General features: G+C 39.6%; 19 protein-coding genes and 1 pseudogene. 3 read left to right on the top strand and 17 right to left on the bottom strand.

Going from position 1 to position 14,351, the window contains the following annotated elements; genetic code table 11:
• Window positions 1-10: 10 nt before the first annotated feature.
• The 5 genes from COJ96_RS09885 to COJ96_RS09865 form a co-directional block, all read right to left on the bottom strand.
• Window positions 11-1,207: an alanyl-tRNA editing protein gene (locus COJ96_RS09885; RefSeq protein ID WP_098572779.1), complete on the bottom strand. Its 1,197-nt coding sequence runs from the start codon at window positions 1,205-1,207 to the stop codon at window positions 11-13.
• Window positions 1,208-1,334: 127 nt separating this feature from the next.
• Window positions 1,335-1,769, bottom strand: a complete 435-nt coding sequence (locus COJ96_RS09880; RefSeq protein ID WP_098572778.1) for a hypothetical protein — start codon at window positions 1,767-1,769, stop codon at window positions 1,335-1,337.
• 154 nt (window positions 1,770-1,923) lie between these two features.
• Window positions 1,924-2,451, bottom strand: coding sequence for a superoxide dismutase family protein (locus COJ96_RS09875; protein ID WP_098572777.1), 528 nt, complete (start codon window positions 2,449-2,451; stop codon window positions 1,924-1,926).
• Window positions 2,452-2,535: 84 nt separating this feature from the next.
• The gene (locus COJ96_RS09870) at window positions 2,536-2,745 is read right to left on the bottom strand and encodes a hypothetical protein (protein ID WP_098572776.1); all 210 of its coding nucleotides are present in this window, start codon (window positions 2,743-2,745) and stop codon (window positions 2,536-2,538) included.
• Window positions 2,746-2,838: 93 nt separating this feature from the next.
• A complete protein-coding gene (locus COJ96_RS09865) occupies window positions 2,839-3,582 on the bottom strand; it encodes a peptidylprolyl isomerase (protein ID WP_098572775.1) in 744 nt (247 codons plus the stop codon).
• Between the two features lie 114 nt (window positions 3,583-3,696).
• On the opposite strand from COJ96_RS09865, the gene kapB reads away from it, so the two are divergent.
• Window positions 3,697-4,077, top strand: coding sequence for a kinase-associated lipoprotein KapB (gene kapB / locus COJ96_RS09860; protein ID WP_098572774.1), 381 nt, complete (start codon window positions 3,697-3,699; stop codon window positions 4,075-4,077).
• Window positions 4,078-4,295: 218 nt separating this feature from the next.
• Here the strand turns inward: kapB and kapD are convergent, their stop codons facing one another.
• The 9 genes from kapD to COJ96_RS09820 all read right to left on the bottom strand — a co-directional run bounded on the left by kapD (window position 4,296) and on the right by COJ96_RS09820 (window position 11,014).
• On the bottom strand, window positions 4,296-4,919 hold the full coding sequence (gene kapD / locus COJ96_RS09855) for a 3'-5' exonuclease KapD (RefSeq protein ID WP_098572773.1): 624 nt from the start codon (window positions 4,917-4,919) through the stop codon (window positions 4,296-4,298).
• Window positions 4,920-5,096: 177 nt separating this feature from the next.
• Window positions 5,097-5,480, bottom strand: coding sequence for a hotdog fold thioesterase (locus COJ96_RS09850; RefSeq protein ID WP_098572772.1), 384 nt, complete (start codon window positions 5,478-5,480; stop codon window positions 5,097-5,099).
• 108 nt (window positions 5,481-5,588) lie between these two features.
• The gene (locus COJ96_RS09845) at window positions 5,589-5,816 is read right to left on the bottom strand and encodes a hypothetical protein (protein WP_098572771.1); all 228 of its coding nucleotides are present in this window, start codon (window positions 5,814-5,816) and stop codon (window positions 5,589-5,591) included.
• Window positions 5,817-5,986: 170 nt separating this feature from the next.
• Window positions 5,987-7,495: a leucyl aminopeptidase gene (locus tag COJ96_RS09840; protein ID WP_098572770.1), complete on the bottom strand. Its 1,509-nt coding sequence runs from the start codon at window positions 7,493-7,495 to the stop codon at window positions 5,987-5,989.
• A 166-nt stretch (window positions 7,496-7,661) separates the two neighbouring features.
• Window positions 7,662-8,270, bottom strand: a complete 609-nt coding sequence (locus COJ96_RS09835) for a 3D domain-containing protein (protein ID WP_098572769.1) — start codon at window positions 8,268-8,270, stop codon at window positions 7,662-7,664.
• A gap of 149 nt (window positions 8,271-8,419) precedes the next feature.
• Entirely contained in the window at window positions 8,420-8,743 is a 324-nt protein-coding gene (locus tag COJ96_RS09830; RefSeq protein WP_098572768.1) for a YuiB family protein, read from the bottom strand.
• A 141-nt stretch (window positions 8,744-8,884) separates the two neighbouring features.
• Window positions 8,885-9,010 (bottom strand): YuiA family protein, encoded by a 126-nt coding sequence (locus COJ96_RS28540; protein ID WP_180230041.1) that lies wholly within the window; start codon window positions 9,008-9,010, stop codon window positions 8,885-8,887.
• 157 nt (window positions 9,011-9,167) lie between these two features.
• Window positions 9,168-9,695: an NUDIX domain-containing protein gene (locus COJ96_RS09825; RefSeq protein WP_098572767.1), complete on the bottom strand. Its 528-nt coding sequence runs from the start codon at window positions 9,693-9,695 to the stop codon at window positions 9,168-9,170.
• Window positions 9,696-9,796: 101 nt separating this feature from the next.
• Complete coding sequence (locus tag COJ96_RS09820; protein ID WP_098572766.1) at window positions 9,797-11,014, bottom strand: NAD(P)/FAD-dependent oxidoreductase; 1,218 nt, start codon at window positions 11,012-11,014, stop codon at window positions 9,797-9,799.
• 444 nt (window positions 11,015-11,458) lie between these two features.
• Between COJ96_RS09820 and COJ96_RS09815 the strand changes: the two genes are divergently transcribed.
• Entirely contained in the window at window positions 11,459-12,457 is a 999-nt protein-coding gene (locus COJ96_RS09815; RefSeq protein ID WP_098572765.1) for an NAD(P)/FAD-dependent oxidoreductase, read from the top strand.
• 41 nt (window positions 12,458-12,498) lie between these two features.
• Here the strand turns inward: COJ96_RS09815 and COJ96_RS09810 are convergent.
• The 3 genes and pseudogenes from COJ96_RS09810 to COJ96_RS09800 form a co-directional block, all read right to left on the bottom strand.
• Window positions 12,499-12,591, bottom strand: a pseudogene (locus tag COJ96_RS09810) (iron-sulfur cluster assembly accessory protein); the annotation flags it as partial.
• 226 nt (window positions 12,592-12,817) lie between these two features.
• Window positions 12,818-12,997 carry a hypothetical protein gene (locus tag COJ96_RS09805; RefSeq protein WP_098572764.1) on the bottom strand — a complete coding sequence of 60 codons (180 nt, stop codon included), beginning with the start codon at window positions 12,995-12,997 and terminating at the stop codon, window positions 12,818-12,820.
• Between the two features lie 51 nt (window positions 12,998-13,048).
• Window positions 13,049-13,357 carry a hypothetical protein gene (locus tag COJ96_RS09800; RefSeq protein ID WP_098572763.1) on the bottom strand — a complete coding sequence of 103 codons (309 nt, stop codon included), beginning with the start codon at window positions 13,355-13,357 and terminating at the stop codon, window positions 13,049-13,051.
• 275 nt (window positions 13,358-13,632) lie between these two features.
• On the opposite strand from COJ96_RS09800, the gene COJ96_RS09795 reads away from it, so the two are divergent.
• The coding region (locus COJ96_RS09795; RefSeq protein ID WP_142332978.1) for a dihydrodipicolinate synthase family protein at window positions 13,633-14,351 on the top strand (719 nt) is incomplete at its 3' end.

Below are 14,351 nucleotides of genomic sequence, written 5' to 3'. Positions count from 1 at the left end.
ACCACACAAGTTATCTAACTATTTCCAATAGATGCTGTAGCATTTGCTCTCCAGACACTAATGCCTCACCGCCACCCTGGGCAAATGAATCATTTCCTCCGCCTTTTCCGTTAATATGCGGAAGGGCACTAGCGATTACTTGCTTCATACTTACCGTTTCAGCTTGTCCACGTGCACAAACTACTTGCAATCGCTTATCATTTTCCGATACAAAGTAAACAATAGCCGTTTCTTCTTCAGTAATTATGATTCGTGCTAAATTCTGCAATTCTTGAATGGAGCGATTTTGAAACACCTCACTGACGAGGGGCTTCTCACGATGACTTCTTTTTTCAAGTAAGTCCTTTGCCTCAAAATGAAGGAGACTTTCCTGAGTTTGTTCAAGGTCTTTCTCTAATGTTTTGTTCGTTTCAAGGAGACGAAGGACAGCTTGTTCCATTTCCTTTTCAGGGGCATTGAGGATTTTTGTTAATTCCAGGAGTACCCTTTGTTTTTGTCCAAGCAGTGTAACTACTCGGTTCCCACCAACAAATTGGACCCGTACCTTCTTCTTTTGTCGTTCCCAATCCAATACTTTTACCGCTCGAACCTCACCAGTAGCTCTTGGATGTGTCCCCCCGCACCCGTTATCATCAAAATCAGGAATAATAACCAGGCGAATATCCTCTTTCACTTTTGTCTCTTTTCGCAGATTATATTGAGACAATTCTTCTTCTGTAACCCATTTCGTCTCAATTGGTCTGTTTTCAAGGATAACCTGATTTGCTAGCGCCTCAGCTTCTTGTACTTGTTGCTGGCTAAGATGATCCGTCTCTAAATCGATGGTAAGTATTTCTGCCCCTAAATGAAATCCAATTGTTTTATATCCAAATAAGTGATCAAACGCCGCAGATAATAGATGCTGCCCGGCGTGTTGCTGCATATGATCCAAGCGTCTTTCCCAATCGATGGTCCCTATGACTTCCTTTCCAATATCATCGAATGGCACATCAATGTAATGCCGAATTTCTCCATCGATTTCTTCCACGTTTTTTACCGCTTTATTAGCAAGTGTTCCAAGGTCGTGCGGCTGCCCGCCGCCGGTTGGATAAAAGGCCGTTTGATTTAATACAATATACCAGCTGCCTGTTGAGTCTTGTTCTTGTTTTACCACTTTCGCATTGAAAGTTCGTATGTATGGATCTTGATAATACAGTTTGTTCTCCATATTTATGGTCACTCCAATATATAATTATGAACTCATTGTCTAAAAAAAAGGAAAATAAATCAAGCAAACAAAAAACTGCTCCTCCTTTAAGTGAGGAACAGTTTTTTCTAACTCATCTGTGACTTAACTACTTCTTATTTTTACGCTGTCCAAAAGAAGTAGGCATCGTTGGTAGGTTTTGTCCACCTTGCTGGGAAGTGCCCATCATTTGAGGAAAACCAGTTTGCTGTTGGCCTCCCATCATTTGAGGGAACCCGCCCATGCTTTGAGGAGTTCCTGATTGCTGGCCTCCCATCATTTGAGGAAAACCTCCCATGCTTTGAGGAAAACCTGACTGATGGCCTCCCATCATTTGCGGAAAACCGCCCATGCCTTGAGGAAATCCTGATTGCTGACCTCCCATCATATGTGGGAATCCTCCCATTTGTGGATAACCCATTTGATGATATCCTCCCATTTGCGGGAAGCCTCCCATTTGATGATACCCACCCATTTGCGGATAGCCCATTTGCGGGTAACCAGATTGTCCTGGAAATCCGCCAAAGAATTGTCTTTTTCCCAAACTTATCGCCTCCTAAATCGTCTCCATGCTAGTGTATGTCCACCTTTAGGAAAAGCTGTAGATTTCTACCTATTTACAAGAAAAAATTCAATGTTAAAGGCTATCACACTTAACTGATAGCCTGCCAAAAAATAATATTCTCATTCTAGCCGTTTTATTTGTTCGCTTTTTTATCTTTTGTTATTTCACCACAGGCAATCCGTTTTCCAGAATCTCCTGAAGGCGGTGTCATACCATCATCTTTCCCTTCATCAATGACGATTGTGGTCCCGTCTTTTGTAAACAACGATGTCTTTCCATCTTTCAAAGTGACATTGGGTGCCGTTAAATCTACTTTTACAGACCCATCATCACCAACCATTAAATTAGGCAGATCGCCTGCATGTGCACCTTTGGGATGAAGAAGCCCATGTTCCTTATTATCGGGATTAAAATGGTTTCCTGCTGATTTAAAGTCTGGAGCTTTACATTTTCCCTTGTCATGGATATGAATCGCATGATCTCCGGCTTGAAGGCCATTTAAATCTACTGATAATTTTACGCCTTTGGCCTGCTCAGCTACCTTTATTTTGCCAAGGGAATCCCCTACCGCATTATACATCTCCACATCAATCTTTCTGATATTCTCTTCTGTACATCCTGTTAGAATGAGCAGTGGAATGATCATCCAGCTTTTCTTCATATGTATACCCCCACACTAGACAATTTGCATTTAGTATGAGCAATCCCCCGATCCTTTATCCAAACAAAAAGGAACAGTATTGGGTTAACTGTTCCTTGGAGTGTGCTCTTGATTTTGCAATTGTTTTTCTAATTCTTTTGCCTTTTTAGCCTCGCGTTTGGAGACTAAAATGATGACGCGCATCGTTAGTAAGGCTCCAATTAAGAAAATCGCAAAAGTGATTGCAGCAGGTATATATTCCGATTTATCTTCCGGAAAGTATAAAAACAATGAAAGTACCGATGGATGAAACATTTTTCTTCTCCCTTTCTCTAAAGGAACCGCTCTAATAATTCATTATAGCAACAAAAAACATTTCATACCACCTTCATAATCTACGGTTCATCGTTACTCTGCTAACACCTTGATTTTCTTAATGATCACATCTTTCTCAGGTTTATCTTGAGCACCAACAGGCGTGTTAGCAATTTTATCCACGATATCCATTCCTTCAACTACTTGGCCAAAAACCGTATGACGATGATCAAGCCACGGTGTACCACCGTTTTTATCATAGGCTTCAATAATCTCTTTCGGATAGCCTGCTTTTTCCATTTGGTCCTTCATGGCAGAATCCAGTGACGAGCTTTGCACAATAAAGAACTGACTTCCGTTTGTGTTGCTGCCTGAATTAGCCATGGATAAAGCACCGCGGAGATTATAAAGATTTTTCGAGAATTCATCTTCAAAAGGCTGTCCGTAAATACTCTCCCCGCCAGTACCGTTTCCATTCGGATCACCGCCTTGGATCATGAAATCTTTAATAACCCTATGAAAAATAAGTCCATCATAGTAACCTTCTTTACCATGTTTTACAAAGTTTTCAACTGCTTTCGGAGCATACTTAGGAAACAATTTAATTTTTATATTTCCCATTGACGTCTCCATTTCAACGAGTTGTTCATTATCAAGCACCTCTGTTGAAAGCTGAGGATAGACGGCATTTGACACAGTTTGGTCCCCTTCCTTCTGTTCCGTTTTTGGCGCGGTCTTTTTGGTGGTTGCTTCTTCTTTCTTTGTGCTTGTCCCACAAGCAGCCAAAACTAGAACAATTGTAAATAATGTTAATAAGAAATGCAGATTCTTCCTCATATATCATTCCTCCAATTTTTTGACTTTAACCGAAATAAAATTATTTCACACATTGTTTTAAATTTACTATGATTCATATTAAAATAAAAGAGAAAAGTGGAAGGGGTGTTTTTTTTGTCGGAATTACAAATTGGTAAGATTGTTACAGCCATTTATAAGACTGGAAAATATATTGGAGAAATAACAGAGGTACGTCCACAGCATTATTTAGTAAGAGTTCTTGCTGTGCTTAAACATCCCATGCAAGGAGATTTACATAACCCTAAAGATGCAGATGTACTTATTTTTCACGAGAGAAAAGCGCTCAGCTTTCGGGAGCAGGCGAATATCCCCCTCAAAATGGTAAAGCCCTTTGAGAATGAGATTCCAGATTATAGAGAGTCGTTAAAAGAATCGCTAGCCAAAATGAAACAGGAATTAACAGAAACTAATTCAGAATGGGCTGAAATGAGCCTGAGAGCCTTGGAATCGCTTGAAAAGGATTATAAAATATAGGCTGTGTTAAAGCTCAATGTTAATTTTTGCACCCTGTTGATTGGAGTGNNAGACTCCTGCGGGAGGACGGGGCAGGGGAGACCCCACAGGCGCGCAGCGACGAGGAGGCTCCCCGGACCGCCCGCGGAAAGCGAAGCGCCTGGAGCGGAAATCAACAGGCAGATTAACAGAGCATATAAAAACGCTAAAGGCCAAATCAGTTTGAATGATTTGGCCTTTTATGCGAATTCATTTAATAACTTTGAAAAATCAATCCGATCCCCAATCGTGGTTGGCTCTGGTTTTTCTAAATAACGTTTATCCTTTTCAACGAGTTTGAATATATTAAAGGTAGTCAGCGCATCATCCAGTGCACGATGATGTTTGCCCGTTCCTTCTTTCCCGTATTCCTGAACTGCCTTCCAAAGTCCCGTTTGATTTTGATCACCAAAGAATCGTTTATATTCCATGGAAAGATCCAACTCCACTGCGTTTAGCGGAAATGCAATCCCTGCCTTTAAACAATTATGACGAAGGACCTTCATATCCATATTTCCCCAAGTAACAATGGTTGTTTCATAATTATTCTTGTTGAACTCCTCCAATTTTTTAACAAGTTCAAAAATAGATAAACCCTTGTCTACCTGTTGCTGAGAAATATGTAAAAAGGATTTACAGCGTTCAGTTAGTTTTGGAAATTTAAGTGGAGTAACAAAGGATGAAAACTGTTCTGTTACTTGATCATCTACGACTGCAACAATTCCAACTTCGATAATTTCCGCATAAAAATCCTTCATGCGAACATTCCGTTCAGGCATTGTAAACTCAAAATCGATAAATAAATGTTGCCGCCTTGCCCGCATCAATTTCACCACCTTTACGTTTACTCTTACTACATTATATAAAGAAACATGTACAAAAAATTGTGCTTTTTTTCTATTTTTTCTTATATTATAACACGAAACTAATGTTAATTTTTTAAATTTTTAATCAATAATAATCCTAATAATCCATTCTTCTATAAACATATATTTTCGCGATTATTTTTTGAGCTTAATGACTGCCATCGTACATCTTGATACACAAATCATGCGGCCTTCTTCATCGGTAATTTTAATATCCCATACTTGAGTGGATCTCCCTTGATATAGGACAGTTGCAGTCGCTGTAACCACACCTTCCGTTTTCGGACGAACATGATTTGCATTAATCTCTAAACCCGCAACACCCTCCGTTTCTTTATCTGCCAATTCATATGCTCCTATACTGGCAACCGTTTCCGCCAAAGCAACAGATGCACCACCGTGCAGTAATCCAAATGGCTGACGAGTTCGCTCATCTACAGGCATTGTCGCTATAACCCTTCCTTTTTCAACTAGGGTAATCTCAATTCCTAAAGATTGCAGCAATGTATTTTCAATCATATTAATTCCTCCAATATGTAAACAGTTTTCATCTATATAAACTATTCGCTTTATTAACTAATTTTCCTTTTTTACATAAAAAAACAGCCCAAGAGCTGTTTTTTCATTTTAGTAATAATACGGGGCACCGAAGCCGGGATAAAAAGCCCCAGGAAAGCCTCCTGGCGGTGGAAATGGGGGTGGGGGCGGCGGATAAAATCCTGGATATCCGTAAAATGGCCGGCTAATTAACGCACCCCCTAATAAGCCTCCTAAAAAGCCTCCAAGTAATGGCAAACCGAAGCCAATAAATCTGTGGTCTTGGACCTGATGAGGGTTTCGATAATAAGGGTACATGCAGCAAACCTCCTTCTTCTATACTTGCCTACACTATTTCATATGCGAATGGAAGGGGTTTTGAGTGGGCAAAAACAAAAGGCGGAAGCGCCCGGTTAGCGGCGTTTGCACTGGTGCGCTCCAATAGCACAAAAAAGCCTCCAAGATGTCTCGGAGACTTTTTCAAATCACTATTTCTCGATGGGTTCAAACCGTTCTACAAATAAGGCAAGTGTCCGGGTCATCACTCCGGTTGCACCGGCAGGTCCTAAATCATGGGATTTTGCGGTGGTAGCTGTCCCCGCGATATCTAAGTGCACCCATGGTGTTCCTTCGGCAAATTCACCGATAAAAGCCCCAGCAACCAACGCATGACCTTCACTGCCAGGGGAATTATTTAAATCGGCAACTTTACTGTTTCTTACCCGTTCAATCTCCGTTTCAAACAATGGCAGCTGCCACATTTGCTCGCCTGCTTCGAGGGAAGCTCCCAATACTTGATCATATAATGGATCATGATTAGTCATGGCCCCCGTCGTATGGAGACCAAGTGCGGTAATTACTCCTCCTGTTAAAGTTGCGACATCTACAAGATAGTCTGCACCATGCTGTTTTGCATAGGTTACCGCATCTGCTAAAACTAGCCGTCCTTCCGCATCTGTATTTAAAACCTCGATGGTCTTACCGCTCATCGATGTAATCACGTCATCAGGCTTGAAGGCTTTGCCGCTAATCATATTATCCGTAGAAGGAATAACCGCGACCACATTTTGCTCAGGCTGAATCTCACCGATGATTTCCATTGCACCAAGGACTGCTGCTGCTCCGCCCATGTCAGTTTTCATCCCCACGATCCCTGATTTCGTTTTAATGGAATACCCTCCCGTATCGAAGGTTATGCCTTTTCCAATTAAGCCGATCACATCTTTCCATTCATCTTTCCCTTGATATTTAAGGACAATCATTTTAGGAGGCTCTGTTGAACCCTGATTCACGGCAAGGAATGCTCCCATTCCAAGCTTCTCTATTTCAGCTTTATCCAGGATTTCCACCTCAAAAGCATATTTACGTGCAAGTTCCCGTGCATAATTAGCCATATCTGTTGCCGTTAACATATTGCCAGGGATGTTAACGAGTGTTCGTGCCGAATTCGTTCCTTTACCAAACACATGTCCTACTGTTAACGAGGCCTGCACTTCATCCTCATCAAGGCTCTCACAATAAATCGTTAGATGATCCAGCTTTCTCTCCGGTTCGTTCGATTTTTGCTTGTATCCTTCAAATTGATAAGTTGAGAGAGCAAATGCTTCGCTCAGCGCATGGGCAGCGTCCAAACCATCAACTTGTTCAGTTGTAAAGGAATCTAAATAAAAGGCTGCTTCTTCAAGTTTATTTGCCTTCACTTCCTTAAAGAGACTGCCGAAAGCAGATTTTAGTTTATCAAAGGTAAATTCCTTTTCCTTCCCCAGGCCAACAAACCAAATACGTTTTGAGCCGATTTTCCCTAAACTATGTACTTTATTGATTCTTTTAAACTTTGCTGAAATGTCACTTGATTTTATGAGCTCTCTTAATTGGCCATTGAATGCATCATCGAGCAATGCTAAAACTCCTGTGAATTTTTCAGGTTTATCAAAGAGTCCAATGACTAAACCTTCGTGCTCTGTTGTTAATTCTAGTTCTTTTTTAACATTAAACAAATTACTTCACCTCCAAATTATTCGTGTTTAATTATAGCGAATTACCCTATTTATTTCGAGCAACTAATTATTATAAAAATAGGCTCTGGTAAAGTTGCCTGTTTCCTTCCGCTCCAATCAACATTTAACACTGCCTAAAAGTAAAAAACAGGCCAGCAGCCTGCTTCTATCTCTTCTCAGAACTAATATACTGCCCGCGGAAGACTTGCATCGATTTATCTTCATTTAATGATTTAAGTGTTTGCTCTGTTAGTTTTCCATTCCCTTTTTGGACCACATAAATATCGAGCTTCTTTTTGCCCCACTTATTATAAACATCCTCAACCGTTTCATAATAAAGGTCTAGCTCATTCCCTTTGATAGCCCCGCCTTTATCGGCAACAACGCCATATCCATAGCCAGGGATAAAGAGGATCGTTCCAATGGGAAATACATTAAGGTCTGCTGCAATCGTAGAAAACAAATCACGTTTTACTTTTACACCGGAGTAAGTTATCCCATATTCAGGATGGCCAACACTTTTTCCTGTTGATTCTACTCCTGCTGTATATCCAGTGGCAGTAACTGTTTGTTTTGGATATTTTGACCAATCAATTTCATTTTCCAAGGACCTTTGGGTTCCTGAAACAGGTTCAGTCGACGCAAGAACAGACGCAAATTGGTTTAAAAACATTTGTGCATTTACTCCAGAGATTGATTGGAAGGTCGCAAAGACTGCCATTAAGAAGAGACAAACCATGGCCAAACGCCTACTCCAATGTATCATTTTATTCATCAAAATTTTCACTCCTCCCAAAATATTCATTCCCAAGTTAAAGGAAAATATTCAAAAAAGGACAAGTGAAATTTTGCATGTGTGATTGCAAATCATAAAAAAGACTCTTTCCAGGGGGAAAAGTCCGTCTTCTCCCCTTGGTAAGAGTCTTAAAACATTTGGTATCCATTTTTTCGTAAAAGTTTGATCGTGAAACCTGCCGCTATCGCACCAGCTAGTCCACTTATTAAAATGAGAATATCAGCAGTGGCTAATGAAGTAAACCTGTGGCCCAATTCATTAAATGCCATTTTACTATTTGTAAAATATTCACTAAAACTCACTTTATCTACAATAAAAATGGCCACAATAGGATAAACTACAGCCATAACCCATGACATACGAAGCAGCATATTGAGAATAAACCCAATTCCAAAAAATAAAACAAAGAAAAGTAAAATCGATATGATTAAGACAACAATGCTCATTTGCATCCGAGATTCCCCCTTATACATCAACATTTAGTGTACTGAATGTCGAAAAAGGAGTCAATATAAACGAATGCATTTCTTTTATTTACAAGAAAAAAAGCTCCTCGAATAATTCGAAGAAGCACTTCAATGATACGATGAACTTTATTCTTTTTTCTTGCCAGTTCCTTCGCAGCAGCTGCAGGTTTCCGATCCCCCTAGAACTAATTGAAAATAGCCCTTCCCTGCACAATAATCACACGCTTTTGAATCCACGATTTTTACTGTCATTTCTAAATCATCTCCTTAATAATTAACTTAATTTTCTGATAATATATCAAGGATTTTCTAAAAAAGAAAGGACGAAAATCTGGCAAATTCAATCGAGAAAGCGGATACATGTCAAGTTTTCTTACAATTACTTATCGTTACTTAAATTTTCTAAAAATTACAAAAATATTTTATAAGCTGTATATCCAAACTGATCTCCTGGGTTTAAATCACTAATCGCTTGTTTCAAGAAGGTAATATCATTTCTAATTAAATATTGGAGTATGACAGAAGCATCTTTTTCATGGAATAATTCTTCGATCGCCATGAATCTCGCTTCATAAAGTTCGTTATCCTGATGACTAACCACCTGGTCACTCACCGGTTCAAGTAGAAAATGGAGCAAATTATCGCTAATTTCTCCTTTAATCACACCCGTTCTTAGACCAATTAGTCCCTTCACCCGGCATTGGATTCCAGTTTCCTCCAATACTTCTCTAATAACCGCCTCATCTGCTGTTTCACCCATTTCAACAAAGCCTGCGGGCAGTGACCATTGGCCTTTTAAGCCGCCATATCGTTTTTTTACGACGAGCCATTTCCCCTCATTTGACATGACAACCCCTGCAACAGCCAACCAAACCTTGCCTCTTTTTTCACGACTACTCACCGAACTCCCCCTTTCACGATTCTTTATTTTAATCATATCAAAAAGGGACAGATTTCTCTGTCCCTTTTACTAAATTTTTTCTGTGATTGAATTTTTATACAATCTAGCTGTAGCGCCAAGGCGCTCCGCTTTTCTATTTAAAATACGTTAAATTTTCCTTTTTTCAATACAAGACCAGCGCCGCCAATCATGTAAAGAGAGCGATTATCGACGACTTTTTTCATGAAGGACGCCTTTGCACCAGTTATTTTTTTACCAAAAACAACCCCGATTGCATCATCTTCACCAAGGGAACAAACAGTCCCTTTATTATCAAACGTGAAAGTTTCTAACTCAGATTTATTACGAACTAATGCAGCGATATTGCGTGCACAAACTTCCCCTTGCTGCATCGCAATTTGTGCAGTTGGTGGATATGGACGGTTGATCTCTTCATTAATCATCAATGAACTGTCACCGATCATGAAAACATCATCGAAACCAGGAACGCGAAGATCCGGCTGAACTTTGACCCGGCCTCTCATTGCTTCAAAGCCTGATTTTTCAACAATAGCATTCCCGCGAATTCCTGCGGCCCACACTACAGTACCTGCCTTGATTTCACGTGGTTCCTCTTCACCCTTAGCGACAATGATGCCTTCTTCCGTACATTCCTTAATCGCTGTTCCGATTAAGAATTCAACACCTTTTCGTTCTAATTGTGACACGGCATAATTCACTAGTTCCGGATCAAACCCTGGGAGTACTGTTGGAGCAGCCTCGACACAGATAATTTTCACTTTATGTGAATCCACATCATACTCACGACATAATTCAGGGATTCTATTTGTTAATTCCCCAAGGAATTCAATTCCCGTAAAGCCAGCGCCACCGACAACAATAGTCAAACGATTGTCATTTTTCTCTTCTTCCATATTGTATGTGGCAAATTGGTATTCAATATGTTCACGCAATTGACGAGAAGAGTTTACATTTGTGATTCCAAAAGCATATTCTTTTAATCCTTTGATCCCAAATGTTTCTGGTTCACCACCAAGGGCGATAACAAGGTAGTCATAGTTGACTTCCCCTTTTTCCAAAATAACCTTCTTGTCTTCTTTGTTAATTTCTACGACAGTATCTTGAACAAAATCCACTTTACTGCGGTCGATTACATTACGGATATCATACCGTACGCGGTCATGATGCAGTGTGCCTGCAGACGCCTCATGCAGCCATGTGGTTTCATAATGATAGTCATTTTTATTTACTAAAACAATGTCCGCTTCATTCACGCCGATTAACTTCTGTAAGCGAACTGTTGTCATTAGTCCACCGTAACCAGCACCGAGAATAACAATTTTAGGCTTTCTCAAAGTGATCACTTCCACCCTTTATTTTTTAGATAATCCCTTTTTTCTTAGTTTCCACTGCTTTGACCATTTTTATTTTGTATAATAAAAAAATGTATGTGATATAATTCACGAATAAAGTTAAAAAAAATCAATTTCCCGAAGATGTATAGGTCAAGCAAGGTAATTGCTAAGAATGCTATATTTTACTACTTGACATAAAATCGTGCTATTTATGTCACAAAAAATTAACAATCTATCCTCAATTCATCTTATGCTACTTTCACCCGATTATCAAGCGATTTTTATAAATTTTTATCTTAAGTTTTGAAGAAAATTGAATATGATATATGTTGAGAAAAGTATTTTAAAAATTGTCTCAGTTGTGAATATTCCCACAGAAGGATGTGAGAATATTTCGTTTTATGATATATTATAATGAGGGACTACAGGTTGGGGGGATACGGAGTGGAAGAAAATCAAAAAGTTTACGACATTACCATTATTGGCGGAGGTCCTACCGGTTTATTTACTGCTTTTTATGGAGGCATGAGACAAACTTCAGTGAAAATTATCGAGAGCTTGCCACAACTAGGCGGCCAATTGTCTGCGCTTTATCCGGAAAAATATATTTATGATGTAGCTGGTTTTCCAAAAATCCGTGCACAAGAGTTAATAAATAATCTGAAATTACAAATGAAGAAATTCCAACCTACGGTTGCACTAGAGCAATCTGTTGAAAAGCTCGAGAAGCAAGAAGATGGTACATTTAAATTAACAACGAACAAAGAAATCCATTATTCTAAAACGATTATTATTACAGCCGGAAATGGCGCCTTCCAACCACGTCGTTTAGAACTCGAAAGTGCTGCTCAATATGAGCGGAAAAATCTTTACTACTTTATTGAGGATTTAAATCAGTTTGCAGGTCAAAAAGTAGTTGTTTTTGGCGGCGGTGATTCTGCAGTCGACTGGGCCTTAATGCTTGAGCCGATCGCTGAGGAAGTTTCAATTGTCCATCGCAGAGATAAATTCCGTGCCCACGAGCATAGTGTAGAAAACTTATATAATTCAAAAGTAAATGTGAAAACACCCTATGTTCCTGCAGAATTAGTTGGGGATGTAAGTGGAATCAAACAGGTTGTTCTTGAAACCGTTAATGGGAAAGAGAAGGTTACAGTAGATGTCGATGCTGTCATTTGTAACTATGGTTTTGTTTCTTCACTTGGACCAATTAAGGAATGGGGCTTAGACATCCAAAAGAATTCGATTGTCGTTAATTCAAAAATGGAAACCAACATCCCTGGAATTTATGCAGCTGGAGACATTTGTACCTATGAAGGAAAAGTGAAATTAATTGCCTGTGGCTTTGGTGAAGCACCTACAGCGGTTAACAATGCAAAGGCCTTCATTGATCCAAAGGCAAAAATTCAGCCAATACACAGTTCTTCGATGTTCAATAAATAAGAAAAAGCGTCCCTTTGTAAGGACGCTTTTTCTTATTTACCTTAGCATTCTTCCGGAGTACCAGTAGCAGTAGCCGTTCTAAACGATGACCCACATCCGCATGATGCGATTGCATTTGGATTGTCAATAGTAAATTTACGTTACTGTTTGCGGTCGATTAAACGCACTAATATCAACGTTTCTTCTATTATATGTGGGTTGTTTTTCGCGAATAGGATTGTGTTGTACGACGTCTCATAGCGGTGGATGTCGATAACCTTATACTACCCTAATTTTCGACAATATTCAACCGCGTCCCTAATGTTATGTAACGAAAAAAAGACCGGCCCCACGGAGGACCGGCTGTGTCACCTGGCCCACTTACGCAGCTACCCTTGCCCTAATTCGCCGCATGACTAGCTCATCGGTAATTAATTTCGGGAGTGTCGCCCAGATATGTGAAACGGAGCAACTCCGACTGAACTTATACTGAAATTCTTCGCCCTCATAAGTACAATTCGCTACAATAAATCGATTCTCATAAAAAAGCTTAGCTGTCATCGTAAACCCCTCCAGGTCACCATTTAGGATGTAAAAAGTAGTATCATAGGCTTATTGCTTTACCTTCTTTTTAAAACCGCTAAAACAGGCTGTTTGGACGCTTAATACACGTATTTTAGTCCTTAAACCGTCGTTTTCTTTCCTTATATTCACGGTCCCTGTTGCGCCGATTTTCTTTCTCGGCAAACTCTCCGCATTTCTTACAGTAGCGCTGCCTGTTGCTTTTTCGTTCGTACGGTTGCAAGCATGATTCGCAAAAATTCCCCGACATAGTAACACCTCGCTCCGACCAGTAAAGAACTTCGATTGAATGATCGCCAGGTATGACACAATTTTCTGCGTATGAACATCTGCCGCCATGCTCCCGAAAGTAAACGCAGGTATTCTTATGAAGCTAACAGGTATAATAAAGGGTCGTTGCGGCACTCTTTATTAAACTTAAACGTTTACTATAAGTTTTTCAAATTTTCTATTAGTTTTCTAGCAATTTCATTTGTTCTAATCCCATTTCCACTATTAATTTGTATAATTATCTAAAAATTTTAAATTATTATTGACATAGTAAACGCTTACGTTGTATGATAATTTACGTAAACGATTACTATAATAAATAAAAAAATCGGAGGAATGCTAAAATGAAAAACAAAGCAAAATGGAGTGGAGTATTTCCAGCAGTTCTTATCCCTTTTAAAGATGATTACTCAATTGATGAAGAGGGCTTTCGTAAATTAGTTCGCTGGGTGGCAAGCCATGAAGGTGTTAATGGTATTGTTGTAAACGGTCACACTGGTGAAATTATGACTCTACTTCCTGAAGATCGTGCAGAAGCTGTGAGAATCGCTGCTGATGAATTACAAGGTCGGATTCCTGTTATTTCTGGAGTATCTGCTGAAGGAACAATCGAAGCGATCCAACATGCTCAAGCTGTAGAAAAAGCAGGGGGAGAAGGAATCCTACTAATGCCTCCACACTCATGGTTACGATTTGGCATGCAACCTGAATCAACAGTTGAGTTCTTCAAAGATGTTGCTGCAGCTATTAATATTGGCGTTGTAGTCCACCAATACCCAACTTGGACAAAATCATCTTACACAACAAGTCAATTGTTAGAAATGGCTGAAATTCCAAATGTTGTGGCAGTAAAAGTAGGTCAAAGAGACATGGCGCAATATGAAGTAGATGTTAGAGCGTTGAAAAAGAATGCCCCGGATGTTGCACTACTGACTTGTCATGACGAATATCTACTACCAACTCTAGTTCAAGGGATCGATGGTGCACTTGTAGGTTTCGGTTGTTTCGTACCAGATCTAATCGCTGAATTAGTAAAACATGTAAAGAATCAAGATTTAAAAGC

Source organism: Bacillus sp. AFS073361 (assembly GCF_002567005.1).
Taxonomy (GTDB): Bacteria; Bacillota; Bacilli; order Bacillales; family Cytobacillaceae; genus Neobacillus.
Note: the sequence above shows the minus strand (reverse complement) of the source record. Positions and strands in the feature narration are given on the sequence as shown.